The organism is Pseudomonas sp. AO-1 (genome assembly GCF_019775695.1).
Classification (GTDB): domain Bacteria; phylum Pseudomonadota; class Gammaproteobacteria; order Pseudomonadales; family Pseudomonadaceae; genus Aquipseudomonas; species Aquipseudomonas parakoreensis.
Map to the genome: position 1 here is coordinate 5,122,455 of NZ_CP079947.1, position 23,303 is coordinate 5,145,757.

The following is a 23,303-nucleotide window of genomic DNA, read 5'->3' on the forward strand; positions in this document are numbered from 1 at the left end:
GGAGCTGGCTTGCCAGCGATAGCAATCATGCAGTCGCCACAGAAACATCAGGCTCAACCACTGCCACCAACCCCTCCTTCATCCGCTGCGCATCCCGCACAAAACACCGCGCGGCCAGAAACAGAAACACCATGGTCAAGAACAGCGCCACCGGAATCAGATACATCGCGTCATGCAGCCCGACAGCCTTGAACGCCTCGGTCATCTGCTCAGCCCCCGCCGAAAGCATCGCCGACTTGGCAAAGTGATCGGACAAGGCCCCCACCACCACCGGCCCCAATCCGCCGCCGAGCAAGTACAGCCCGGCGAAGAACAACGCCATTGCCGTCGCTCGCAGGCGCGGCTCAACCACGTCCTGAATCGCCGTGTACACACAGGTGTAGAAGTTATAGGCAAACAGCCAGCCGACGCTGAACACCGCGACGAACACGCCAATCTCGACCCGTCCGGCGTGCAACGCCCACGCCGTGCACAGGGTCGAGATGATCAGACTGAAGCCGGCAAACAGCAGCCGGCCGTTGGCGACTCGCTGATGAATCTTGTCAGCGATCCAGCCGCCGAGTGTCAGGCCGATCAACCCGGTGATCCCCACAATCACCCCGGTTGCCACCGCCGCGTCCTGCAACGGCATCAGGAAATACCGCTGCAGCATCGGCACCAGAAACGAGTTGCAGGCATAGGTGGCGAAGTTGAAACACAAGCCTGCCATCACCAGCCACAGGAATGTCGGCACGGCGAGGACACGGCGGATCGGTCTGTCGACTTTATCCTGGGACACCTGCACGGTTTCCGCCGCGCCGCGCTTGGGTTCCTTGATGAAGAACATGAATACCGCGAGGATCAGCCCCGGCACCGCCGCGATAAAGAACGGCGCACGCCAGCTGTCGAACGCCTTGACCATCGCACCGATGGTGAAGAACGCCAGCAACAATCCCAAGGGCAGCCCGAGCATGAAAATGCCCATGGCCCGCGCCCGGCGGTGCGCCGGGAACAGGTCGCCGATCAGCGAGTTGGCGGCCGGTGCATAACTGGCTTCGCCAATGCCGATCCCCATGCGCACCAGCAGAAAGCTCCAGAAACTGCCAACCAGACCGTTGACCGCCGTCAGTGCGCTCCAGGTCGCCAGGCCCCAGCCCATCAGTTTGCTGCGCGAGCCAGTGTCGGCCATGCGGCCTAACGGCAGACCGGCAATCGCATAAACCAGGGTAAACGCGGTACCGACGATCCCCAGTTGAAAGTCACTGAGGTGCCACTCCATGCGGATCGGCTCGATAATGATCGCCGGAATGGTGCGGTCGAAGAAGTTGAACAGGTTGGCAAGGAACAACAGGAACAGAATGCGCCAGGCATTCGCCGCTTGGGTCGAGTTCTGCATGGGTCCGTCTCTTTATTGTTATGAGGGCTTCACTGCCGACGCATCCGAGCCCGGAACCTGCAATCTAGACAGGCGGTGCGTAGCTGTCTGTGATCATTCGTCAAGCTGATAATGAGCCATGGCACTGTAAAGAAACGTAAGCCCTTGATAACGCAGCAATCCCCCGTAAACCGGGGGTTTAGCGGCAAAACCCGGCTACAAAAAAATACTTTCGCGCCCCCCTTCCCAAGTTCATGGCGAAGCCTAGAATAGCCGCCGGATCCGTCCGGATTCGCCGATCAACCCCTTTGATGCCCTCCTAATGTCCGAAGTCAGTCCGTGTCTGAATTGCGGTGCCTGCTGTTCCCATTTTCGCGTGTCTTTTTTCTGGGGTGAATGCGCCTCCTCCGGCGGCACAGTGCCCGATGAGCTGGTGACGCAGATCAGCCCCAGCCGGGTGGCGATGAACGGCACCGACTGCAAGTCACCGCGTTGTACGGCGTTGGTCGGCGAGGTGGGCAGTCAGGTGCAGTGCTCGATTTATGAGCAGCGCTCCAGCCCCTGCCGCGAATTCGAATCGTCCTGGGAGAACGGCGAACAGAATGTTGATTGCGACAAGGCCCGCGCCCGCTTCGGCTTGCCGCCCCTTGAGAAGGACTGGAATCAGATCCCCTACGACCAGAGCGCCTGACGCATAGCGCCAATCGCTATGAGGCTCATGCCGAAATGGTTGGCGCCAATATGCCACTATCGCTTGCACGATAAAAACGGCCTCTATACTCCTCTCATTCGCCTGCGTTTCTGACGCAGAAGGGACGACTTCAGAGACGGGGATGCTATGGAGTGGCTTGGTTTGCAGTTTGTTACCGAGCTGCCGGACGGCGGGCAGGTCATTCTCGATTGCACACACAATCCCTTGCTGGTGCTGGTGGCTTATCTGGTCGCCTGCGCCGCGAGTTTTGCCACCCTCGACATGGCCGAGCGGGTCGGCCATGCCGAAGACCCGGGCTCACAACGGGTCTGGCGCTGGATCGGCGCCACTTGCCTGGCCGGCGGTATCTGGGCGATGCACTTCATTGCCATGCTGGCGTTCCAGACACCGGTCGAAATCCATTACGAACTGGCCACCACCCTGTTTTCCCTGGTGATCGCCCTGCTCGCTTCGTGGCTGGCGATGCACACCCTGAGCGTGCCCCATCCCTCACGGGTGCATTACCTGAAAACCGCCATCGTCATTGGCTTGGGCATCGCCGGCATGCATTACGTCGGCATGGCGGCGATGCACTCGGTGGCCACCGCCTATTACGAGCCGCTGTTGTTCTGCCTGTCGATCGTGATTGCGATCAGCGCCAGTTTCGCCGCGCTGTGGGTCGCCGGTTACTTGCGTGAAGGCAGTGGGCGTTTTCATCAACTGTTCAAATACACCGCCGCGATCATCCTCGGCGCCGGCATCATCAGCATGCATTTCACCGGGATGGCCGCGTTGCATCTGGTGTTGCCCGAAGGCGCCACGCCCATCTTGAGTGCCGAAACCAATCACCTGCAACTGGGCCTGACCATCGCGCTGATCACACTGTTGATTCTCGGCAGCGCGATCAGCGCGGCACTTGCCGACAAGAAACTGCAAAGCAAGGAGCAGGATCTGCGCCGAGTCAATGCCCTGCTCAGCCAGCTCGATCAGGCTCGGATGTCGCTGCAACAAGTGGCCAATTACGACGCCCTGACCAACCTGATCAACCGTCGCGGTTTCAACCAGATCTTCGCCGAGAAACTCAGCCAGAAAACCAGCGAAGGCGGCATGCTCGCGGTGATGTTTCTCGACATCGACCACTTCAAGCGGATCAACGACAGCCTCGGCCATGACGCCGGCGACGCCCTGCTCAAAGTCATCGCCAACCACATCAAAGGCTCGGTGCGCAGCCATGAAGACGTGGTCGCACGCTTTGGCGGTGACGAGTTCTGCATCCTGATCGGCCTGCACGACCGCGAGGAAGCGCGCAGCATGGCGCAACGGATCATGCAGAAAATGAAGGAGCCGATCGAATTGGCCGGACGTCGTATGGTGATGACCACCAGCATCGGTATCAGCCTGTTCCCCAACGACGGCACCAGCTGCGAAGAACTGCTCAAGCACGCCGATCTGGCGTTGTATCAGTCCAAGGGTGCCGGGCGTAACGGCCTGCATTTTTTCAGTTCGAACATGAAGACCCGCGCCAGCCTCGAACTGCAACTGGAAGAAGAACTGCGCCAGGCTTTGCGTGAAGACCACGGGCTGACGCTGTATTACCAACCCATCTTCGAACTGAAAACCGGCCGGGTGACCAAACTCGAAGCGTTGATTCGCTGGCAGCATCCGGTGCATGGCCTGCTGGCCCCGGACCGTTTCATCGCGATTGCCGAAACCAACGGCCTGATCGCCGAACTGGACAACTGGGTGCTTCGCCGCGCCTGCACCGACCTCGGCGAACTGACGCGCCACGGCTGCAACGAACTGAAAATCGCCTGGAACTGCTCACCGCTCAACCTCGCCCGGGAAGAACTGGCCAACGAAATCGAAAGTGCACTGCGCAGCGCTGGCGTCGCGCCGGAACGGCTGGAGCTGGAAGTCACCGAAAACGCACTGATGGGCAACATCGCCAACACGCTGGTGCTGTTGCGGCAGATCCGGGCCCTCGGCGTATCGCTGTCGATCGACGACTTCGGCACCGGATACTCATCGTTGGCCTACCTCAAACGTCTGCCGCTCAATACGCTGAAAATCGACCGCTCGTTCATTCTCGACATTCCTGCGGCGACCGCCGACATGGAGATCGTCCAGGCGATCATCGTCATGGCCCACACCCTGCACTTGCAGGTGGTGACCGAAGGCGTGGAAAGCCTGGAGCAATACGAGTTTCTCGAACGTTCGGGCTGCGACTTCATTCAGGGTTATCTGCTCAGCCGCCCGGTGCCACTGGATGAACTCCGTCCGGTGCTCGAGGAAATCAATCAGCGCAAACACGCGCATGCGGTCAATCCACTGAGTCTGGCGCGCGGTACATGTGTACCAGAGTCGCTGGATCCTTCTGCAAAAAACCCTGCGCCCCATGCAAGCGCATCAGTTGTGCGGCCAATCCGCTGATCGGCGTAGCCGAGCCTTGTTCGCGGGAGAATTTCACCGCCGTATCGAGATCCTTGAGCAACGTGCGCACGTGCCATTTCACCGGTTCAAAACGGCTTTCGGCCATTTGCGGGGCGAGGATCTGCAGCGGTTTCGAATCGGCAAAACCACCGGCCAGCGCCTCGGCAATCAGGCGCGCATCGACTCCGGCCTGCTCGGCCAGCGCCACCACTTCGGCAATCACCAACGCGTTGCAGGCAACAATCATCTGGTTGCAGGCCTTGGTCACCTGCCCGGCGCCGATGCCCCCCATGTGCGTGACACGCTGACCGAGGCTGAGCAGCACCGGGCGCACCCGATCCAGATCCGTCACCGCACCACCTACCATGATCGCCAGACTGCCCGCCTCGGCACCGACCACGCCGCCGGACACCGGTGAATCAAGCCAGGCCATGCCGGTTCTGCCTGCCAGGTCGGCGGCCATCTCGCGCGTAGCCGTCGGTTCGAGGCTGGAGAAGTCCACCAGCAACTGGCCGTTTTTCGCACCTTCAACAACGCCGCCAGTGCCAAACACCACCTCGCGCACCACCGCCGTATCGGCCAGACACAGCATCACCACGTCCGCGTGTTCGCACAGCTCGGCTGGAGTCGCCACCTGCCGGGCGCCAGCTTCAACCAGGGGCGCGCACTTGGCCGGGTTGCGGTTCCACACGGTCAACGGGTAGCCCGCCGCCAGCAAACGGTGGCACATCGGCAAGCCCATCAGGCCGATTCCGGCAAAGCCCAACGAAGGTAGCGTTGACATCATTTTGCCTCTTTTCGATTAAAGATCACCGAATAATGGCCGATTCATGAACGATCAGGAAAGGATTCCCCCGCGCGACGATCAGGCCAAGCCCCTGACGCCCGGGCCAAATACGCGCAGTCAAAGACGCGAGATCCTCTTTCCGTGAGGCTCGATGACAACGGTCGCCGAGCCAACCCTGTCCAGGTATATGGCGCACAATGACTTCTAAAAACAATCCGGCCACTGCGGTATCCGATCTGCCCCTGAGCCCTGCGGCGAACAGCCCGGCTCCGATGAAGCCATTGCCTCCTTCGCGCCCGCTGGGCACTCAGCAATATCTGTATTACACCGAAACCAACACCGACCGCATCCTCGACAACCTGGACGGGCTGCGCGATCTAGTGTTCCCGCGCCCGCCGCATCTGGAAGGCGACAACGAACAGCACAACGACCAGGAATTCCCGTCGGTATGCCTGATCGGCCTCGGTCGCTGCGGCTCGAACATCGCCCTCGACGTCGCGGAGCTGGTGTACAACGCGCGCAAGTTCTACCTCAACGAATTCAACAACGAAGACCGCGCCGCTGACCGGCGTCTGGCCGACAAGGGCTACAGCCCGGCCCAGTGGATCAAGCAGAATCTGCGGATCGGCCCGAACAAGTCGAGCAAACCGGTGTTCCTGGTCGAACCGCTGGTGATGCTCGGCGACCTCGACAAGGACATCGCCGGGCGCATCCGGTTCTCGCGCAAGGGCGAGAAAAGCGGCTTTCTGCGTGACTACAGCAAAATGAAGATCATGGATTTGTCCGAAGTCCATGCCGGTGGCGCCGGTAACGCGCCGATCCTCGGTCAATACCTGGCCAAGATCATCCTCAACAAGGACACCCAGCGTTTCTCCAGCCCTGACTGGAAAATGATCCACTCGTACCTGATCGACAGCTGCGGCATCAAGGCCAACCAGTCGCGCCTGTACTTCTCGATCTTCAGTGCCGGCGGCGGTACCGGTTCGGGCATGGCTTCGGAGTTCGGCCTGGCCCAGCAGCACTCGTACATGAACAAGACGTTCGACACCAAGCCGATGGACGAACATGACGGCAAGAGCGGGCATTCGTTCGTGTTCGAGCCGATCTTCACCAGCGGCATCTGCGTGCTGCCGAACATTTCCGATCACCGCAGCGAAATGTCCGAGGCGCTGCACATCAACGCCGGCCGCCTGCTGTGCAAATACCTGTCGGAAGAATGGGATTTCTCCTACAACTTCGCCAATGAAGACAGCAGCGAAGCCAGCGTCATGGGCCGTATTCGTCCTTGGAACGCGATGATGCTGATCTCCAACGACATCATGCGTTACGCCGAAGAGAGCGATGACGGCAACATCCAGAACATTGATGTCAATGCGATGGAGAAGCACGCCAACCAGTACATCTCCCAGCAGATCTTCAACATTCTGACGGCGCAGGCGGTGACCACCGACTACGACCAGAACTACTTCCGTCGCGCCGGCATCGACATCGGCGAAACAATTCGCCTGGATGCCAACGACTTGTTCATGAGCCTGGCCGGCCCGGTGGCGATTGCCTACGCCGAATCGGTGGTGCCGGAAACCCCGCCGCCGAGCAGCGACAAGTTCAAGGTATTCGACAAAGAGCCGCAGCGCCTGAACATCGACGATCTGTTCTTCCGCTCGATCGACCTGCCGCACTTCAACAAGGTCACCCAAGCGATCGAAGGCATCAGCCTGCTGCCAATCGAATCCAAGCGCTATCGCGCGTCGCTGGAGCAGTACAAGAATTCCGGCTACGACGCCGCCGCGCTGCACGACCTGCACTTCTTCAAGAACTGCTCGTCGGTGGTGTCGATCGTTTCGTTGCCGAAAGACTACAAGCTGTCCTACATGGATCTGAACCGGTTGAAGACCCACCTCAACAGCCTGTTCCCCAACACCACACTCAAGCGTTATGCGCTGGTGATCGGTGCGTCGGCCAACCTGTCGCTGACCACCCTGATCGCCAAGAGTCCGTGCCTGTCGGACGACTTCCTGACCCTGATCGTGGCGTTCATCAAGCGTTGCTTCGCCAAGACCCCGTACCGTTTCGACGAGACCCTGGACAACTCGATCCTCGACTTCATCATTAATGAAGAGTTCGACGAAGACCGCATCGACGACCTGCTCAACGAGTTCGAAAACCCGGCGAAGATCCTCGACACCAACTGGTACGCGATCAAGCCGATGTACGAGAAGAAGTACCGCGAGCTGATCAACGACAAGGACAAGTTTGTTTCGATCAACGACATTCGCCTGTCGCGCGATTGCGTGAAGAAGTCGATCAAGTACCTGCGCGAGATCTACCGTCACCGGATCGGCAAGACCAAGGTTATTTCCCTGAATAACCATACCGGGAAGACTTACTCGGTCTGATAGAAGACCGAGTCGCTCCCTTCGCGAGCAGGCTCGCTCCCACATTTGAAATGCGTTCCCCTGTGGGAGCGAGCTTGCTCGCGAAGGGGCCGGCACATTCACTGCAGATTGCAGCCCTTCCAACATCCAGAAACAATTAAGCAGCCCTCCGGCTGCTCAATAAACTGTTCCCGTTACGTTTACGTCACCGTGAGGCCACCCACGCTTGTGGCCTTTCTCTACGGCAACGTGCCATCACGCTACTCGGCTACACACTTTTCGCTGCTGGCCAGGCGCACCATAAAGGTGCCCAGTCTCAAATGGCCGCCCTTTCCTGGATCAGAATCCACGGACTCACCACCACCGCCCACAGCTGTGGATCACGCTCGAAAATATCCAGCGCCCGCGTTTCAGACAGCTTGGCGACCTTGTCTTCGGCCAGCCAGGCGGCGACTTTCTCGCCATCATCCGAGGCCACGGCCTCGGCGGCGGCGATCAAATCCAGAGCCGGGTCGACCCACAATAGGGCACCCTTGGCAAAGAACGGCTCCAGCTCTTTCCAGGTAATAGATGCTGTTTCACCAAGCAGCTTGGCATAGAGGGTGCTAGGTTCTTGATTCATGGGACTGTCCGGAAAAGAAATCGACGCGAATGATAACGTCGGTGGTCCGGCAGAAAAACCCGGTTGCAAATGGCTTCACCGAACGAAAAGAGCAGGAACGCCAAGGAATGCTGGTGTTTGGGATATATGCCCGCGAAAGCCCCGCCGCAATTCTGTCTTTTTCATTCAAAAATGCGACACCCCCAAGTTTTGTCCCTCGGCGCCTGCTTCCCAGGCCAACAACCGGCGCTCTACACTGTACCGGTACAGTTGCCGGGGGCATTTCCGGAGGGTATCGCCAAGATATCTGACCCGGTTCTGCTGCTACGGCGCCAGAACTCAAAAAAATTACAACAGTAAGAGTGGAGCACTATGACTAAGGCTACTAAGCAGATTTCCAAACTGTTTGCCGCTATGGTTCTGGCCGGGGTTGCCAGCCATTCGTTCGCCGCTGACACCATCAAGATCGGTATCGCCGGCCCTAAAACCGGTCCTGTAGCCCAATACGGCGACATGCAGTTCAGTGGCGCGAAAATGGCCATCGAGCAGATCAACGCCAAGGGCGGCGTCGACGGCAAGAAACTCGAAGCCGTTGAATACGATGACGCGTGCGATCCGAAACAAGCCGTAGCGGTCGCGAACAAGGTCGTCAACGACGGCGTCAAGTTCGTGGTTGGTCACCTGTGCTCCAGCTCCACTCAGCCTGCTTCGGACATCTACGAAGACGAAGGCGTGGTGATGATCACCCCGGCTGCCACCAGCCCGGACATCACCGCCCGTGGTTACAAAATGGTCTTCCGCACCATCGGTCTGGACAGCGCCCAGGGCCCTGCCGCCGGTAACTACATTGCCGATCACGTGAAGCCGAAAATCGTTGCCGTACTGCACGACAAACAGCAATACGGTGAAGGCATCGCCACCGCCGTCAAGGCGACTCTTGAGAAGAAAGGCGTGAAAGTCGCCGTGTTCGAAGGCGTCAACGCCGGCGACAAAGACTTCTCCTCGATGATCGCCAAGCTCAAACAAGCCAACGTCGACTTCGTTTACTACGGCGGCTACCACCCGGAACTGGGTCTGATCCTGCGTCAATCCCAGGAAAAAGGCCTGAAAGCCAAGTTCATGGGTCCGGAAGGCGTGGGTAACGACTCCATTTCGCAGATCGCCAAAGAGTCCTCCGAAGGCCTGCTGGTGACCCTGCCGAAATCCTTCGACCAGGATCCGGCCAACGTTGCCCTGGCAGATGCCTTCAAGGCGAAGAAAGAAGACCCGAGCGGCCCGTTCGTGTTCCCTTCCTACTCGGCGGTTGAAGTGATTGCCGAAGGCATCAAGGCAGCCAAATCCGAAGACGCGGCCAAAGTGGCCGAAGCCATTCACGCCGGCACCTTCAAGACCCCTACCGGCGACCTGAGCTTCGACGCCAAGGGCGACCTGAAGGACTTCAAATTTGTGGTTTACGAGTGGCACTTCGGCAAACCGAAAACTGAAGTTTCGCCTCAGTAAGGCGCGCCCTGACTGACTGCCAATAAAGCCCACGGCGTGCCGTGGGCTTTGTTTTACGAATGTATGGGCCGCGCTGGCGTGATCCGCCAGTCTCCCCACCTGAAAATCTCAAAACCGTCATCAGCGGTTCGCTGGCAAAACCCGGATTCGAAGTGGATAAAGATCCACGGGGCCGGGCGGGAAAATGACTCCACCAGTGAAATGCGTATCAGGTTTTTAGGAGCGTTGTAATGCCTGACATCTATCACTTCTTCCAACAGCTGGTTAATGGCCTGACCATTGGCAGCACGTATGCCCTGATCGCCATCGGCTATACGATGGTTTACGGCATCATTGGAATGATCAACTTCGCCCACGGCGAGGTGTACATGATCGGTTCGTACGTGGCGTTCATCGCCATCGCCGGGCTGGCCATGATGGGAATCGACAACGTCCCGCTGTTGATGACCGCCGCGTTCATCGCGAGCATCGTCGTCACCAGTTCCTACGGTTACAGCATCGAACGGATCGCCTACCGCCCTCTGCGCGGCAGCAACCGTCTGATCCCGCTGATTTCCGCGATCGGTATGTCGATCTTCCTGCAGAACACGGTTCTGCTCGCGCAAGACTCCAAGGACAAATCCATCCCCAACCTGATCCCCGGCAACTTCTCCATCGGGCCAGGTGGCGCACATGAAGTGCTGATTTCCTACATGCAAATCGTGGTGTTCGTGGTGACCCTGGTCGCCATGCTCGGCCTCACGCTGTTCATCTCCCGCTCTCGCCTGGGTCGCGCCTGCCGCGCCTGCGCCGAAGACATCAAGATGGCCAACCTGCTGGGCATCAACACCAACAACATCATCGCCCTGACCTTCGTCATCGGTGCTGCGCTGGCGGCCGTTGCGGCTGTGCTGCTGAGCATGCAGTACGGCGTGATCAACCCCAACGCCGGTTTCCTCGTCGGCCTCAAGGCCTTCACCGCTGCGGTACTCGGCGGGATCGGCAGCATCCCCGGCGCCATGCTCGGCGGGCTGGTGCTTGGGGTGGCGGAAGCCTTTGGCGCCGATATCTTTGGCGACCAGTACAAGGACGTCGTGGCTTTCGGCTTGTTGGTTCTGGTGCTGTTGTTCCGTCCGACCGGCATTCTGGGCCGTCCGGAGGTTGAGAAAGTATGACTAGGAATCTTAAACAGGCACTGTTCAGTGCCTTGCTGGTGTGGGCCGTGGCCTACCCGGTACTCGGTCTGAAACTGACCATCGTCGGCATCAACCTCGAAGTGCACGGCACCAGCCCGGCCATTTTGGCGACCATCGCCATCTGCTCGGTGTTGATGTTCCTGCGGGTGCTGTTCAACCAGCAGATCAGCAAGGCGTGGAAATCCTCGCCGGGCCTGCCGTTGATCCCGGCCAAGGCCAGCAACTTCCTGACCCTGCCGACCACGCAACGCTACATCATCATTGCGCTGATTCTGGGTGCGCTGGTGTGGCCGTTCTTCGGCTCGCGTGGCGCGGTGGACATCGCCACGCTGATCCTGATCTACGTGATGCTCGGCCTCGGCCTGAACATCGTGGTGGGCCTGGCCGGCCTGCTCGATCTGGGTTACGTCGGTTTCTACGCCGTCGGCGCCTACAGCTACGCGCTGCTGTCGCACTACTACGGCCTGAGCTTCTGGATCTGCCTGCCGATTGCCGGCCTGATGGCGGCGACGTTCGGCTTCCTGCTGGGCTTCCCCGTGTTGCGTCTGCGCGGTGACTATCTAGCGATCGTGACCCTCGGTTTCGGCGAAATCATTCGTCTGTTCCTGCGTAACCTGACCGATATCACCGGTGGTCCGAACGGCATCAGCAACATCGAGAAACCGACGTTCTTCGGCCTGACCTTCGAACGCAAAGCGGCGGAAGGCCTGCAAACCTTCCATGAGTACTTCGGCCTCGAATACAACTCGATCAACAAGGTGATTTTCCTGTACCTGGTTGCTCTATTGCTGGCACTGGCGGCGCTGTTCATCATCAACCGTCTGCTGCGCATGCCGATCGGCCGTGCGTGGGAAGCGCTGCGTGAAGACGAAATCGCCTGCCGCGCACTTGGCCTCAACCCGACCGTGATCAAACTGTCGGCGTTCACCCTGGGCGCGAGCTTCGCCGGTTTCGCCGGCAGCTTCTTCGCCGCCCGTCAGGGTCTGGTGACACCGGAGTCGTTCACCTTCATCGAGTCGGCGATCATCCTCGCCATCGTTGTGCTGGGTGGCATGGGCTCGCAGCTGGGCGTGATTCTCGCGGCCGTGGTGATGATCCTGTTGCCGGAAATGATGCGTGAATTCAGCGAATACCGGATGTTGATGTTCGGCGCGCTGATGGTGTTGATGATGATCTGGCGTCCACAAGGTCTGCTGCCGATGCAACGCCCACACATGGAGTTGCGAAAATGAGCCGCGAGATCCTGAAAGTCGAAAACCTGAGCATGCGCTTCGGCGGCTTGCTGGCGGTCAATGGCGTGGCCCTGACCGTCAAGGAGAAGCAAGTGGTGGCGCTGATCGGGCCGAACGGCGCGGGCAAGACCACCGTGTTCAACTGCCTGACCGGTTTCTACCAGCCATCGGGCGGCAGCATCCTGCTCGACGGCGAGCCCATCCAGGGTCTGCCGGGGCACAAAATCGCCCTCAAGGGCGTGGTCCGCACCTTCCAGAACGTGCGGCTGTTCAAGGACATGACGGCGGTCGAGAACCTGTTGATCGCGCAGCACCGTCACCTGAACACCAACTTCCTGTCCGGCCTGTTCAAGACCCCGGCGTTCCGCAAGAGCGAACGCGAGGCCATGGAATATGCCGAGTACTGGCTGGAAAAGGTCAACCTGAAAGAGTTCGCCAACCGTACCGCCGGCACCCTGGCCTACGGTCAGCAACGGCGCCTGGAAATCGCCCGCTGCATGATGACCCGTCCGCGGATCCTCATGCTCGACGAACCGGCCGCCGGCCTGAACCCGAAGGAAACCGAAGACCTCAAGGCGCTGATCAGCGTGCTGCGTGAAGAGCACAACGTGACCGTGCTGCTGATCGAACACGACATGAAACTGGTCATGAGCATTTCCGACCACATCGTCGTGATCAACCAGGGCACGCCGCTGGCCGATGGCACGCCGGAACAGATCCGCGACAATCCTGAAGTGATCAAAGCCTACCTGGGGGAAGCGTAAATGCTGCAGTTCGAAAACGTTTCCACCTTCTACGGCAAGATCCAGGCCCTGCACAGCGTCAACGTCGAAGTCCGTCAGGGCGAGATCGTGACCCTGATCGGCGCCAACGGTGCCGGCAAGTCCACGCTGCTGATGACGCTCTGCGGTTCGCCGCAGGCGCACAGCGGCAGCATCCGCTACATGGGTGAGGAACTGGTCGGCCAGGACTCGTCGCAGATCATGCGCAAGAGCATCGCCGTGGTGCCGGAAGGTCGTCGGGTGTTCGCCCGTCTGACCGTTGAAGAGAACCTGTCGATGGGCGGTTTCTTCACCGACAAGGGCGACTATCAGGAGCAGATGGACAAGGTCCTCGGCCTGTTCCCGCGCCTGAAAGAACGCTTCAACCAGCGCGGCGGCACCATGTCCGGCGGCGAACAGCAAATGCTCGCCATCGGCCGCGCGCTGATGAGCAAGCCGAAACTGCTGCTGCTCGACGAGCCATCGCTGGGCCTGGCACCGATCATCATCCAGCAGATCTTCGACATCATCGAACAACTGCGCAAGGACGGTGTAACGGTGTTCCTGGTCGAGCAGAACGCCAACCAGGCGCTGAAAATCGCCGACCGTGCGTATGTTCTGGAGAACGGCCGCGTGGTCATGCAAGGTACCGGTGAAGCGCTGCTCACCGACCCGAAAGTGCGCGAGGCGTACCTCGGCGGTTGAGGCTTTTCGCTGAACAGAAAAACGGCCTTCGGGCCGTTTTTTTATACCTCACACATCCCCCGTGTAGGAGCTGCCGCAGGCTGCGATCTTTTGACTTTGCCTTTTAGAAGCAAGATCAAAAGATCGCAGCCTGCGGCAGCTCCTACAGGGAAGCGATGTCAGTACGGGTTGCAGTACTGCGCCACCGCCGTCGCCTGATCGACATACGGCCGGGCCGGTTCAAGGTTCCACTCAGGCTTGTTGCGCACTGGCTTGCCCTCGTAGGTTGCCGCCAGATGACAAACCATCTGCCGCCGCAACGACCCGCCATTGACGCTGTACTCGCGCCATTGCGCATCGTCCTTGTGCTTGTTGTACAGCTCGGCAAACATCCGGTCGGTCTGGTCGTCCTTGATTGCCCGCCCGCACGCGGTCGGCACTACCGAGAGCGACCAGGTCTTCGGCCCCAGTTTCGGATCGGGACGTTGTACCCAGGTGCTGGACTCGATGTACTTGTCGCAGAATTTCGGTTCTGTCGGGGTCGAGGTCTGGATGCACGAGAAAGAGGCCTTGGCCACCGGCGTTCTCGGGAAGTCGATCTTGATGATGTTGCGATCCTTGCCGGTCTTGGCCTTGTAATCCTTTTGATTGGCCAAGGCATCATTCAAGCCGCGCTGATCGCTGTAGAAAAACGCCAGAATCGGCAGTTCATCGGTTTTCGGATTGCCCAGGCGCAGCTCCGTCTGAGTCTGAAACTCACGGCTGTTGATGACTTTGCGCGCGCCCATGAAATTGCGGAAGGCGTCGACCCGCTCCTTGCTGCTCATCGGATTGCGCATGTTGAAACCGCACTGTAACTGGTCCTGCTGGCGATTGTTGTTGTACTGGGTGAAGTGCGCCACCCAGGCATTCGGACTCGTGATAGGTGGCTTCATGGCCTGGCAGACTGCCTCGGTCGGGGCAGTGTTCTTGTTGTCGCCACAGCCACGATCGTTGCGAAAGTCGGTCCAGGCATCGTTGGGAAACGCGCAATAGACATGCACCGGCGTCTCGGGGTCTTTCACCAGATCCCGGGGCGTAATCAGGTAGCCGTTCTGCGTGCTCATGCCAGGGTCTTCATAACTGATGCCGTCGGCGCGCATGAACGAGGCGGCAAACGTGCCCAGCTCCACGGCTTTCGGACTGGGGTTCCACACGTCCCACTTTTGCCCCTTGGCCGGATCGGCCCGGTGCGTGCCGCGCACCAGCAGCCCCGAGCAGTCCGATGCGGGGTCCTGCCCGCAACTGTCGACGGTATTGTTATAGAGCTTTTCCACCTTCCTCAGCGTCTCGTCGCATGACTCGGCATTGGCCCATGCCGCATGCACCAACAGCGGCAACACGAGCAACGGGGCGATCCTGTTCAAACGTTTCTTCATGGCTTGCATCTCCTTGATTAGCCAACACACTCAACGCGGGACCGGGTTGCAACCCGCGGCGCGAGTCTCGCTGTCCGACAACGCCGGCCGGAACGGTTCCAGGTTCCATGGCGTCTTGTTGCGGTAATTGACCAGCACGCAGCGCAGTTGCTGACGCATGCTGCCAGCGGACTTTTCGTTGTCGCGCCAGTTGCTGTCCGGCCCCTTGAGGGCGAACAACTGATCGTAAAGAGCGTCGACCTGCTCACCGGGCAAGGCGCGCCCCGCTGCCGTGGGCACAACGCTCAGGCTCCATTCATCCTTGCGGGTGCCGGGATCGTAACGTTTGACCCAGTTGGCGGAGGCGATGTATTGCGGCGCCGGGGCGCCACCCACCACCATCTCGGCGATCGCCTGATCGGCGGCGACATAGCTGAAACGCCGCTCCGCAGGCTGGGTGAAATCCAGGCGCAGGATCGGCACGCTGTAGCCCTGGGCCTGAAGTTTTTTCTGGAAATTGCGCGCGCTGTTCAAGCCGTTCTCCGGTTTCGGTGGCGCCTGATCTCCGCGAGTGGCGAAGTTCTGCGTGCTGTTGACGTTGTAGATAAAGGCATCGATGTACTTCATGTTTTCGCTGCCGTCGTTGCTCGCGGTGGCGTTCTTCAACATGAACTCGTTGACCTGGGCACTGAAGGCAAAGGGGTCCCTGTTGGTGGTGTTCGGGCGCGACTCATGCACGCGGATCATCGCGTGCCAGTCGCTGGGTTTTTCCGCGTTCCACGAACATTGGCTGTACTGGATCGGCCCCTTCATCAGCCCGGTGTATTTCTGCGTCCACTGCTCGGCGGTGGTGACACCCGCCTCGGCACAAGTGCCGTAGGCCAGTGCGGCATTGCGGTTGTTCAGCGTGCCTTGCGCCGCACGCGGCGGTTCGCGGCTGTCGAAGAAGCCGCAGCCATACCACTTGCGCTCCGGCCCGGTACCGCCATCAAACGCATAGATGCAGGTGAAGCCTTGCTCCTTGACCGGCAGCTTCAGCGCCGCTGCATCGGTGGGTGTGCGCAGGATGAAACCGGCCGGGTGAATGAGAATGCGCGTGCTCAGATCCTTGCGAATCCACGAGTAGGACGTCGCGCCGATCTTGATTGCATAAGGGCTGTAATCCCACGGATTGAAGGGCCCGTCATTGACCATGCGCAGGGTCACGCCGCTGCAGTAATACAGCCCGCGCGCGGCGCCGGTATCCGGTTCCTGACAGCTGTCCTTGAGGGTGTTGTAGTTGTGATTGATGCGCTTGAGCGTGTCCAGCGGATCAATCTGCGTCTGCGCGCAAACCGTGCCAGACAGCAGGGGCAGCGTGCAGGCGAGCGTAAAAGATGAAGCCGTGCGCAATAGCACAGCGCGGGCTGAGCGATCCTTCGTCATGAGATACCGTCCTGGTAAATCGGCCTGTGACAGGGGCCGTTGCAATGACTATAGACGCGCAACCACAGAAATCCCCTGCGGCAGCTCCTACAGGGTTTTGCATTTTTTTCTGAAAAATTTCGGTGGCGCTGTAACGCATCGCCATGGGCGTTCTCTAGTGGGGTAAGCAAGCGCACTTCGCTTGTAAAACCCAAGCTCAATTCTGGAGAAACATCATGACTGCTACCACTCGCACCCTGTCCGCCGCTGCACTGGTTCTGGCTCTTGGTTCCGCCCTGAGCATGACTGCCGTTTCCAGCGCCAATGCCGCCGACAACAGCAACATGGAAAAATGCTTCGGTGTGGCCATGAAGGGTCACAACGATTGCGCCGCGGGCGCAGGCACCACATGTGCCGGCACCGCGAAAATGGATTACCAGGCCAACTCCTGGAAGTTCGTGCCAAAAGGCACCTGCACCACCACCGAGAGCAAAACCTCGCCGACCGGCTTCGGTCAGATGGAAGCCTTCAAAGCCAAGTCCTGATCCACGACCTGCCCGAGTGACGCTCATGTTCACCCTCAACGAACCTGTCCCACCGCGCACTCGGGCAGCCCTCTGCGGGCTCCCGCCCCGCGCGGGGCTGGGACTCAAGACCGGGCACTTTCGTGAAGTGCTCGGCACCCGACCGGACATCGGTTTCTTCGAAGTCCACGCCGAAAACTACATGGTCGACGGCGGTCCGTTTCATCATTTTCTCGGGTTGATCCGCGAGCAGTATCCGCTGTCGCTGCACGGCGTCGGGCTGTCGATCGGGGCCGAAAGACCACTGGATCTGCAACACCTGCAACGCCTGCAAACACTGATCGAGCGTTATCAACCGCAAGCCTTTTCCGAACACCTGGCCTGGTCGAGCCACGGCCCGGTGTTCCTCAATGACCTGCTGCCGCTGGCGTATGACACGCCGACGCTTGACCGTGTCTGCGCGCATATCGACCAGGTGCAGAACACCCTCAAGCGCCCGATGCTGCTGGAAAATCCAGCGACCTATCTTGGGTTCGAGCGCTCGACCATCGACGAGCCGGCGTTCATCGCCGAGGTGATCCGTCGCAGCGGCTGCGGTCTGCTACTCGACGTCAACAACGTCTACGTCTCGTGCATCAATCATCAACGCGATCCACTGGCGTACCTTGATGCACTGCCCTTACACGCGGTTGGCGAGATTCATCTGGCCGGGTTCGCCGAAGACGCCGACAGCCTCGGCGACCGCTTGCTGATCGATGATCACGGCGCGCCGGTTGATGATGCCGTCTGGGCGTTATACCGACAGGCACTCGAACGTGTTGGCCCGGTGGCAACCTTGATCGAACGGGACAATCACCTCCCGACGTTCAACGTGCTGCTGGCCGAGGCGCAGCAGGCCGAAGCGTTGCTGCGGCACGCAAGGAGTCAGCCATGAGCACTCAAGCCGACTTCAGCGCCGCCCTGCTCGACACTCGCCGGCCCTGCCCCGCTGGCCTGTGCAGCGCCAACGGGGCCGATCCTGCCAGCCGATTCCTGGTGTATCGCAATAACGTGCAAGGTTCGTTGATCAACGCGCTGGCCGACAGTTATCCGGTGGTGCAGCAATTGGTCGGCGAGGAATTCTTTCGCGGCATGGCCAGCATTTTCATCCAGCAGCAGCCGCCGCACAGTCCGTTGATGAGCCGTTATGGTGACGGACTGGCGGACTTCATTGATGCATTCGAACCGGCGGCCGGGGTGCCGTATCTGGCCGATGTCGCACGGCTCGAACGCTTGCGCACCCGCGCTTATCACGCCGCCGATGCCGCGACGGTCAGTGCGCAACAGATCAGTGCAGCACTGGCCGAACCGCAAACGCTGGCCGAACTGCACATCGCCCTGCACCCCTCGCTGCACCTGCTCGACTCCGCCTACGCAGTGGTTTCGATCTGGGCCGCGCATCAGCAAGACACCACCCTGGCGGGTATCGATATCCATCAAGGGCAACACGCACTGGTGCTGCGCAACGGTCTGGAGGTCGAGGTCTTTGCCCTCGATCACGGCGCCAGCGTATTCATCCACCATCTGCTCCATCACCGACCGCTGCTGCAAGCGGCGCAAGACAGCCCGCCCTTCGATCTGCCGCAGACCCTCGCCCTGCTGATCGGCCACCATGCCATCACCGACCTGAACAACAAGGTATCGCCATGAACAACCTCATCACTCGCGCCATCGGGCTAATGGAAAAGATTCCCCACAGCCTGATCGCCTGCATCGCACGGTTCTCGATTGCCGCGGTGTTCTGGAAGTCCGGGCAGACCAAGGTCGAGGGACTGGCCATCGATTTGGTCGATGGCAGCTTTCAACTCGGCTGGCCACGCTTGGCGGACTCGACGATTCCGTTGTTCCAGAGCGAATACCACGTGCCGTTGCTGTCACCGGAAATCGCCGCGCACATGGCAGCGTTCGCCGAACACTTTTTTCCGGTGCTGATATTGATCGGCTTCGCCACGAGGTTTTCGGCGCTGGCGCTGCTGGGCATGACGCTGGTCATCGAGGTGTTCGTCTATCCCGATGCCTACCCGACCCATGGCACTTGGGCGGCGGTGTTGCTGTACCTGATGGCGACCGGGCCGGGCAGATTGTCGATTGATCACCTGATCGCCAAATACTGCAAACGCTGATGTCTCTGATGTCCCTGTCGTCTCTGATGTCTCTGTAGGAGCTGCCGAAGGCTGCGATCTTTTGATTTTCAAGATCAAAAGATCGCAGCCTTCGGCAGCTCCTACACGGGTATCACAGGTATCACGGACATCAGGGACATCAGGGACATCAGGGATATCACAGGCATCGTGGTCAATGCGCCAGGCGATCCAGCGCCTCGCCGCTGCGTTTGAACCAGCCAATCAGATAATCCGCCAACACCTGCGTGCGTTTGGGCAACCCACCTTGGTACGGGTGCACCAGATACATCGGCATCCGGCGCGTCTGAAAATCGCGCAACAGCCAGCGCAACCGGCCGTCAGCGAGTTCCGTTTGCAACAGATACGACGGCAACCGTGCGATACCGGCGCCGGCCAGGGCGGCTTTCTTCAGCAGGTTGTAATGGTTGCTGGCGAACGGCCCCGACACCCGCACCCGGAGCAATTCGTGCTGTTGGTGATACAGCCATTCTTCACGGCCACTGTAATGACTGTTGAGCAGGCAGCGGTGTTCGGCCAGCTCCTGCGGGGTCAGCGGTGCGCCGAATTGTTCAAGGTATATCGGGCTGGCGCAGGTCAACTCCTGCCACGCCAGCAGGGGTTTGGCCACCAACCGCTCGTCATTGGCCACCTCGGAGCGAATCGCCAGATCGAAGCCGTCCCGGGACAGGTCGCGATAGTGGTTGTTCAGCTCCAGCTCGATCTGCACCTCTGGATACTTCTGCGAGAACTCCAGCAGCAAGCCGTCGAAAAACGTTTCCCCCAGCGACACCGGCACTGTCATCCGCACCGGACCGGCCATGTCGTCTTTCAAACGCGCCAGCGCCTGACGTGCCCGCTCCACTTGCACCACCAGCGCCTGGGCTTGCGGCAACAATGCGGCGCCCGCCGCTGTCAGGCTCAAGCGGCGCGTGGTGCGTTGCAGCAACACCACGGAAAACTGAGCTTCCAGCTGACTGATGCGCTTGGACAACTGGCCCTTGCTGCAACCCAACTGTTGCGCTGCCAAGGTAAAACTGCCGGCCTCGATCAACACCGCGAACGCCGCGAGATCATCCATTTCACTCATGGATTGTTTCCATTTGAAAACCAAAGGTTGCCTATTAGTGCGCTTATCCGCAGAAAAAACCACTCTAGACTGAAACCTCGTTCAACCCATTGAGGAACAGTCCCATGAAGATTCTGTTGATCGGTGCCGCCGGCACCATCGGTTCGGCCGTGGATAAAGAGCTGAGCCAGCGTCACGAAGTGATCCGCATTGGTCGCAGCAGCGGCGACTTCCAGGTGGACATCAGCGACAGCGCATCGATTCGCAAACTGTTCGAGCAAACCGGCAAGTTCGACGCGCTGATCTGCGCCGCCGGCAACGTTACCTTCGCCCCACTCGGCGAGATGAACGCTGACAGCTTCGCCCTGGGCCTGAAAGACAAGCTGATGGGCCAAGTCAATCTGCTGCTGATCGGCCGCGAATATGCCAACGACGGCGCCTCGTTCACCTTCACCAGCGGCGTGCTCAGCCACGACCCGATCCGTACCGGCGCCTCGGCGGCATTGGTCAACGGTGCACTGGACAGCTTCGTCAAAGCGGCCGCCATCGAGTTGCCGCGTGGCCTGCGCATCAACTCCATCAGCCCCACCGTGCTGCTGGAAGCCATGGGCAGCTACGCCCCGTACTTCCGTGGCTACAAGCCGGTTCCGGCAGCCGATGTAGCGTTGGCCTACGCCAAGAGTGTCGAAGGCCTGCAAACCGGTCAGACCTTTCACGTGGGCTAAACCCTTGTGATCAACGGTCAGCCTGCGTAACGTGGCGGCACTTGTCTGGAGAGCCGAAGATGCGTGTTGCCCGTTCGTTGATCGTTGTTGCCCTGCTGCCATTGTTCGCCGCCTGCCAATTGCTCGATGGCCCGCGCGAAAGTGCGTCCCATGTCGGGCAATCCCGGATGCAGGGGCAGTTGACCGCAGCCGACGGCAAGCTGGTGTTCCAGCCGTGTGGCGAACAGCGTCAGTACGTGGTCAATGACATCGGCGGCACCAGCGTGCTGCAAGAGGCTGCGACCCTCGCCGATCAGCAGAGCAAGCTGTTTGCCGATGTACGCGGGAAGATCGCCGGCGACCGCCTCGACCTCGGTCAGTTGTATCGCGTCGAACGTTCCGGCACCGCTTGCGATGACCCGAACTTCAAACTGTTGATCCTGCGCGCCGCCGGCCACGGTCCCGAGTGGAACGTCAAAGTCAGTGGCAAGGGCATGGTCATCGACCGTGAAGGCCAACCGGCGCTGGCCGTGCCGTATGTCGAAGAACAACTGGGCGATGGCCGCTTCAACCTCAGCAGCGAAGCCAACAACCAGCGCATTGAGTTATGGGTCGCGCCGCAACGCTGCGTCGACAGCAGCACCGGCAGCGTGCAGCACATGAGCGCCGAACTGCGCATCGACGGCAAGGTCGAGCGTGGTTGCGGGTATTTCGGCGGATCGCGCAACGACTGAGCGTTTTAGCCTCACCGGATCCGGCCTTTGCGGCTTATAATCGCGGCCTTCAAACGCCCTGGCGCAGTTGTGCGCCCCGCGAACCCGGATCCTCGCCATGTTACGAATCACCGAACTCAAGCTGCCAATCGACCATCCCGAAGAGGACCTGCGTGCTGCCATCGTGCAGCGCCTGGGCATCGCCAGCGATGATTTGCTCGATTTCACCTTGTTCAAGCGCAGCTACGACGCGCGCAAAAAGTCCTCCGAACTGTGCTTCATCTACACCATCGATCTCACCGTGCGCGACGAGGCCAAGGTGCTGGGCAAGTTCGCCGACGACCGTAACGTCAACGTGGCGCCGGATGTCAGCTACAAATTCGTCGGTCAGGCGCCGAGCGACCTGAACCAGCGCCCGATCGTGGTCGGTTTCGGCCCGTGCGGGATCTTCGCCGGCCTGTTGCTGGCACAGATGGGCTTCAAGCCGATCATCCTCGAACGCGGCACTGAAGTCCGCCAGCGCACCAAGGACACCTGGGGTCTGTGGCGCAAAAGTGTGCTCAACCCCGAGTCCAACGTGCAGTTCGGCGAAGGCGGCGCGGGCACGTTCTCCGACGGCAAGCTGTACAGCCAGATCAAGGACCCGAAGTTCCTCGGCCGCAAAGTCCTGCACGAATTCGTCAAGGCCGGCGCGCCGGAAGAAATTCTCTATGTCAGCAAACCGCACATCGGTACCTTCCGTCTGACCGGCATGGTCGAGACCATGCGTGAAGAGATCCGCGCCCTGGGCGGCGAAGTACGCTTTCAGGAGCGCGTCACCGATGTGCTGATCGAAGACGGCCAACTGGTCGGCGTCGAGCTGGCGAGCGGTGAAACCCTGCATTCGAAACACGTGATCCTGGCCCTCGGCCACAGTGCCCGCGACACCTTCCGCATGCTCCACAGCCGTGGCGTGTTCATGGAAGCCAAGCCGTTCTCGGTGGGCTTCCGCATCGAACACCCGCAGTCGCTGATCGACCGTGCGCGGCTGGGCAAGTACGCCGGCCACCCGAAGCTGGGCGCTGCCGATTACAAACTGGTGCACCACGCCAAGAACGGCCGTTCGGTCTACAGCTTCTGCATGTGCCCGGGCGGCACCGTGGTCGCGGCGACGTCCGAGCTGAACCGCGTGGTCACCAACGGCATGAGCCAGTACTCGCGTAACGAGCGCAACGCCAACTCCGGGATCGTCGTCGGCATCACCCCGGAAGTCGATTACCCGGGCGGCCCGCTGGCCGGTATCGAGTTGCAGGAGCGCCTGGAATCCCACGCGTTCATCCTCGGCGGCAGCGACTACAAAGCCCCGGCGCAACTGGTCGGCGACTTCATCAACGGCATCCCGTCGACCGAGCTGGGTGAAGTCGAGCCCTCGTACAAACCGGGCGTGGCCCTGGGCGACCTGGCCCTGGCGCTGCCGGACTTTGCCATCGAAGCGATTCGTGAAGCGTTGCCGGCGTTCGAGAAGCAGATTCGTGGCTACTCGCTGCACGATGCCGTACTGACCGGCATCGAAACCCGTACCTCGTCGCCGCTGCGCATTACGCGTAACGAGTCGCTGCAGAGCATGAACGTCAAAGGTCTGTTCCCGGCGGGTGAAGGTGCGGGTTATGCCGGCGGGATTCTGTCGGCGGGTGTAGACGGGATTCGGATTGCCGAGGCCGTGGCGCGGGATATCCTCGGCCTGGAAGCCTGATCAGCCAAATC

General features: G+C 60.1%; 21 protein-coding genes. 15 read left to right on the forward strand and 6 right to left on the reverse strand.

Annotation, left to right across the window (positions count from 1 at the left end; all coding sequences use genetic code 11):
- Positions 1 to 25: 25 nt before the first annotated feature.
- Complete coding sequence (locus KVQ82_RS23290) at positions 26 to 1,375, reverse strand: MFS transporter (RefSeq protein WP_222016105.1); 1,350 nt, start codon at positions 1,373 to 1,375, stop codon at positions 26 to 28.
- 301 nt (positions 1,376 to 1,676) lie between these two features.
- On the opposite strand from KVQ82_RS23290, the gene KVQ82_RS23295 reads away from it, so the two are divergent.
- A complete protein-coding gene (locus tag KVQ82_RS23295) occupies positions 1,677 to 2,045 on the forward strand; it encodes a YkgJ family cysteine cluster protein (RefSeq protein ID WP_041070557.1) in 369 nt (122 codons plus the stop codon).
- 147 nt (positions 2,046 to 2,192) lie between these two features.
- A complete protein-coding gene (locus KVQ82_RS23300; RefSeq protein WP_222016107.1) occupies positions 2,193 to 4,475 on the forward strand; it encodes a bifunctional diguanylate cyclase/phosphodiesterase in 2,283 nt (760 codons plus the stop codon).
- On the opposite strand, the gene KVQ82_RS23305 is transcribed toward KVQ82_RS23300, so the two are convergent.
- Entirely contained in the window at positions 4,366 to 5,262 is an 897-nt protein-coding gene (locus tag KVQ82_RS23305) for an NAD(P)-dependent oxidoreductase (RefSeq protein ID WP_161794905.1), read from the reverse strand. The genes KVQ82_RS23300 and KVQ82_RS23305 overlap by 110 nt on opposite strands.
- Before the next feature lie 197 nt (positions 5,263 to 5,459).
- On the opposite strand from KVQ82_RS23305, the gene KVQ82_RS23310 reads away from it, so the two are divergent.
- Positions 5,460 to 7,658, forward strand: a complete 2,199-nt coding sequence (locus KVQ82_RS23310) for a hypothetical protein (protein ID WP_222016109.1) — start codon at positions 5,460 to 5,462, stop codon at positions 7,656 to 7,658.
- A 295-nt stretch (positions 7,659 to 7,953) separates the two neighbouring features.
- Here KVQ82_RS23310 and KVQ82_RS23315 read toward each other — a convergent pair whose 3' ends face one another.
- Positions 7,954 to 8,259, reverse strand: coding sequence for a DUF2288 domain-containing protein (locus KVQ82_RS23315; protein ID WP_123586963.1), 306 nt, complete (start codon positions 8,257 to 8,259; stop codon positions 7,954 to 7,956).
- 351 nt (positions 8,260 to 8,610) lie between these two features.
- On the opposite strand from KVQ82_RS23315, the gene KVQ82_RS23320 reads away from it, so the two are divergent.
- From KVQ82_RS23320 to KVQ82_RS23340, 5 genes are all read left to right on the forward strand, one after another.
- Positions 8,611 to 9,738: a branched-chain amino acid ABC transporter substrate-binding protein gene (locus KVQ82_RS23320; protein WP_047292128.1), complete on the forward strand. Its 1,128-nt coding sequence runs from the start codon at positions 8,611 to 8,613 to the stop codon at positions 9,736 to 9,738.
- A 230-nt stretch (positions 9,739 to 9,968) separates the two neighbouring features.
- A complete protein-coding gene (gene livH / locus KVQ82_RS23325) occupies positions 9,969 to 10,892 on the forward strand; it encodes a high-affinity branched-chain amino acid ABC transporter permease LivH (RefSeq protein ID WP_027614381.1) in 924 nt (307 codons plus the stop codon).
- Positions 10,889 to 12,145 carry a high-affinity branched-chain amino acid ABC transporter permease LivM gene (locus tag KVQ82_RS23330; protein ID WP_047292126.1) on the forward strand — a complete coding sequence of 419 codons (1,257 nt, stop codon included), beginning with the start codon at positions 10,889 to 10,891 and terminating at the stop codon, positions 12,143 to 12,145. Before livH ends, KVQ82_RS23330 begins: the two co-directional genes overlap by 4 nt.
- Entirely contained in the window at positions 12,142 to 12,909 is a 768-nt protein-coding gene (gene livG, locus KVQ82_RS23335; protein WP_007969480.1) for a high-affinity branched-chain amino acid ABC transporter ATP-binding protein LivG, read from the forward strand. The genes KVQ82_RS23330 and livG overlap by 4 nt, the downstream gene beginning before the upstream one ends.
- Positions 12,910 to 13,611, forward strand: a complete 702-nt coding sequence (locus KVQ82_RS23340) for an ABC transporter ATP-binding protein (RefSeq protein WP_003222380.1) — start codon at positions 12,910 to 12,912, stop codon at positions 13,609 to 13,611.
- A 158-nt stretch (positions 13,612 to 13,769) separates the two neighbouring features.
- On the opposite strand, the gene KVQ82_RS23345 is transcribed toward KVQ82_RS23340, so the two are convergent.
- Both KVQ82_RS23345 and KVQ82_RS23350 read right to left on the reverse strand, forming a co-directional pair.
- Positions 13,770 to 15,008: a DUF2599 domain-containing protein gene (locus KVQ82_RS23345; protein ID WP_222016111.1), complete on the reverse strand. Its 1,239-nt coding sequence runs from the start codon at positions 15,006 to 15,008 to the stop codon at positions 13,770 to 13,772.
- 30 nt (positions 15,009 to 15,038) lie between these two features.
- On the reverse strand, positions 15,039 to 16,412 hold the full coding sequence (locus tag KVQ82_RS23350; RefSeq protein WP_222016113.1) for a DUF2599 domain-containing protein: 1,374 nt from the start codon (positions 16,410 to 16,412) through the stop codon (positions 15,039 to 15,041).
- Positions 16,413 to 16,627: 215 nt separating this feature from the next.
- Here KVQ82_RS23350 and KVQ82_RS23355 point away from each other — a divergent pair, with 215 nt between their 5' ends.
- From KVQ82_RS23355 to KVQ82_RS23370, 4 genes are read left to right on the forward strand one after another with little or no spacing between them, the layout of a single operon-like run.
- A complete protein-coding gene (locus tag KVQ82_RS23355; RefSeq protein WP_007969475.1) occupies positions 16,628 to 16,936 on the forward strand; it encodes a DUF2282 domain-containing protein in 309 nt (102 codons plus the stop codon).
- A gap of 25 nt (positions 16,937 to 16,961) precedes the next feature.
- Entirely contained in the window at positions 16,962 to 17,849 is an 888-nt protein-coding gene (locus tag KVQ82_RS23360; protein ID WP_222016114.1) for a DUF692 domain-containing protein, read from the forward strand.
- Positions 17,846 to 18,604 carry a DUF2063 domain-containing protein gene (locus KVQ82_RS23365; protein WP_222016116.1) on the forward strand — a complete coding sequence of 253 codons (759 nt, stop codon included), beginning with the start codon at positions 17,846 to 17,848 and terminating at the stop codon, positions 18,602 to 18,604. The genes KVQ82_RS23360 and KVQ82_RS23365 overlap by 4 nt, the downstream gene beginning before the upstream one ends.
- Positions 18,601 to 19,077, forward strand: a complete 477-nt coding sequence (locus KVQ82_RS23370) for a DoxX family protein (RefSeq protein ID WP_222016118.1) — start codon at positions 18,601 to 18,603, stop codon at positions 19,075 to 19,077. Before KVQ82_RS23365 ends, KVQ82_RS23370 begins: the two co-directional genes overlap by 4 nt.
- A gap of 172 nt (positions 19,078 to 19,249) precedes the next feature.
- Here KVQ82_RS23370 and KVQ82_RS23375 read toward each other — a convergent pair whose 3' ends face one another.
- Positions 19,250 to 20,164: a LysR family transcriptional regulator gene (locus KVQ82_RS23375; protein ID WP_222016119.1), complete on the reverse strand. Its 915-nt coding sequence runs from the start codon at positions 20,162 to 20,164 to the stop codon at positions 19,250 to 19,252.
- Between the two features lie 104 nt (positions 20,165 to 20,268).
- Here KVQ82_RS23375 and KVQ82_RS23380 point away from each other — a divergent pair, with 104 nt between their 5' ends.
- From KVQ82_RS23380 to KVQ82_RS23390, 3 genes are all read left to right on the forward strand, one after another.
- Complete coding sequence (locus tag KVQ82_RS23380) at positions 20,269 to 20,868, forward strand: short chain dehydrogenase (protein WP_108181892.1); 600 nt, start codon at positions 20,269 to 20,271, stop codon at positions 20,866 to 20,868.
- Positions 20,869 to 20,927: 59 nt separating this feature from the next.
- A complete protein-coding gene (locus tag KVQ82_RS23385) occupies positions 20,928 to 21,581 on the forward strand; it encodes a COG3650 family protein (protein WP_222016121.1) in 654 nt (217 codons plus the stop codon).
- A 97-nt stretch (positions 21,582 to 21,678) separates the two neighbouring features.
- Entirely contained in the window at positions 21,679 to 23,292 is a 1,614-nt protein-coding gene (locus tag KVQ82_RS23390; protein WP_222016123.1) for an NAD(P)/FAD-dependent oxidoreductase, read from the forward strand.
- Positions 23,293 to 23,303: the final 11 nt, after the last annotated feature.

What these genes read in the sequence shown, in the direction of transcription:
- KVQ82_RS23380 (WP_108181892.1), top strand. Translation starts at nt 20,269, where the DNA reads ATGAAGATTCTGTTGATCGGTGCCGCCGGCACCATCGGTTCGGCCGTG.
- KVQ82_RS23340 (WP_003222380.1), top strand. Translation starts at nt 12,910, where the DNA reads ATGCTGCAGTTCGAAAACGTTTCCACCTTCTACGGCAAGATCCAGGCC.
- KVQ82_RS23315 (WP_123586963.1), bottom strand. Translation starts at nt 8,259, where the DNA reads ATGAATCAAGAACCTAGCACCCTCTATGCCAAGCTGCTTGGTGAAACA.
- KVQ82_RS23320 (WP_047292128.1), top strand. Translation starts at nt 8,611, where the DNA reads ATGACTAAGGCTACTAAGCAGATTTCCAAACTGTTTGCCGCTATGGTT.
- livG (WP_007969480.1), top strand. Translation starts at nt 12,142, where the DNA reads ATGAGCCGCGAGATCCTGAAAGTCGAAAACCTGAGCATGCGCTTCGGC.
- KVQ82_RS23370 (WP_222016118.1), top strand. Translation starts at nt 18,601, where the DNA reads ATGAACAACCTCATCACTCGCGCCATCGGGCTAATGGAAAAGATTCCC.
- KVQ82_RS23375 (WP_222016119.1), bottom strand. Translation starts at nt 20,164, where the DNA reads ATGAGTGAAATGGATGATCTCGCGGCGTTCGCGGTGTTGATCGAGGCC.
- KVQ82_RS23355 (WP_007969475.1), top strand. Translation starts at nt 16,628, where the DNA reads ATGACTGCTACCACTCGCACCCTGTCCGCCGCTGCACTGGTTCTGGCT.
- KVQ82_RS23390 (WP_222016123.1), top strand. Translation starts at nt 21,679, where the DNA reads ATGTTACGAATCACCGAACTCAAGCTGCCAATCGACCATCCCGAAGAG.
- KVQ82_RS23310 (WP_222016109.1), top strand. Translation starts at nt 5,460, where the DNA reads ATGACTTCTAAAAACAATCCGGCCACTGCGGTATCCGATCTGCCCCTG.
- KVQ82_RS23295 (WP_041070557.1), top strand. Translation starts at nt 1,677, where the DNA reads ATGTCCGAAGTCAGTCCGTGTCTGAATTGCGGTGCCTGCTGTTCCCAT.
- KVQ82_RS23300 (WP_222016107.1), top strand. Translation starts at nt 2,193, where the DNA reads ATGGAGTGGCTTGGTTTGCAGTTTGTTACCGAGCTGCCGGACGGCGGG.
- livH (WP_027614381.1), top strand. Translation starts at nt 9,969, where the DNA reads ATGCCTGACATCTATCACTTCTTCCAACAGCTGGTTAATGGCCTGACC.
- KVQ82_RS23360 (WP_222016114.1), top strand. Translation starts at nt 16,962, where the DNA reads ATGTTCACCCTCAACGAACCTGTCCCACCGCGCACTCGGGCAGCCCTC.
- KVQ82_RS23305 (WP_161794905.1), bottom strand. Translation starts at nt 5,262, where the DNA reads ATGATGTCAACGCTACCTTCGTTGGGCTTTGCCGGAATCGGCCTGATG.
- KVQ82_RS23290 (WP_222016105.1), bottom strand. Translation starts at nt 1,375, where the DNA reads ATGCAGAACTCGACCCAAGCGGCGAATGCCTGGCGCATTCTGTTCCTG.
- KVQ82_RS23350 (WP_222016113.1), bottom strand. Translation starts at nt 16,412, where the DNA reads ATGACGAAGGATCGCTCAGCCCGCGCTGTGCTATTGCGCACGGCTTCA.
- KVQ82_RS23365 (WP_222016116.1), top strand. Translation starts at nt 17,846, where the DNA reads ATGAGCACTCAAGCCGACTTCAGCGCCGCCCTGCTCGACACTCGCCGG.
- KVQ82_RS23330 (WP_047292126.1), top strand. Translation starts at nt 10,889, where the DNA reads ATGACTAGGAATCTTAAACAGGCACTGTTCAGTGCCTTGCTGGTGTGG.
- KVQ82_RS23385 (WP_222016121.1), top strand. Translation starts at nt 20,928, where the DNA reads ATGCGTGTTGCCCGTTCGTTGATCGTTGTTGCCCTGCTGCCATTGTTC.
- KVQ82_RS23345 (WP_222016111.1), bottom strand. Translation starts at nt 15,008, where the DNA reads ATGAAGAAACGTTTGAACAGGATCGCCCCGTTGCTCGTGTTGCCGCTG.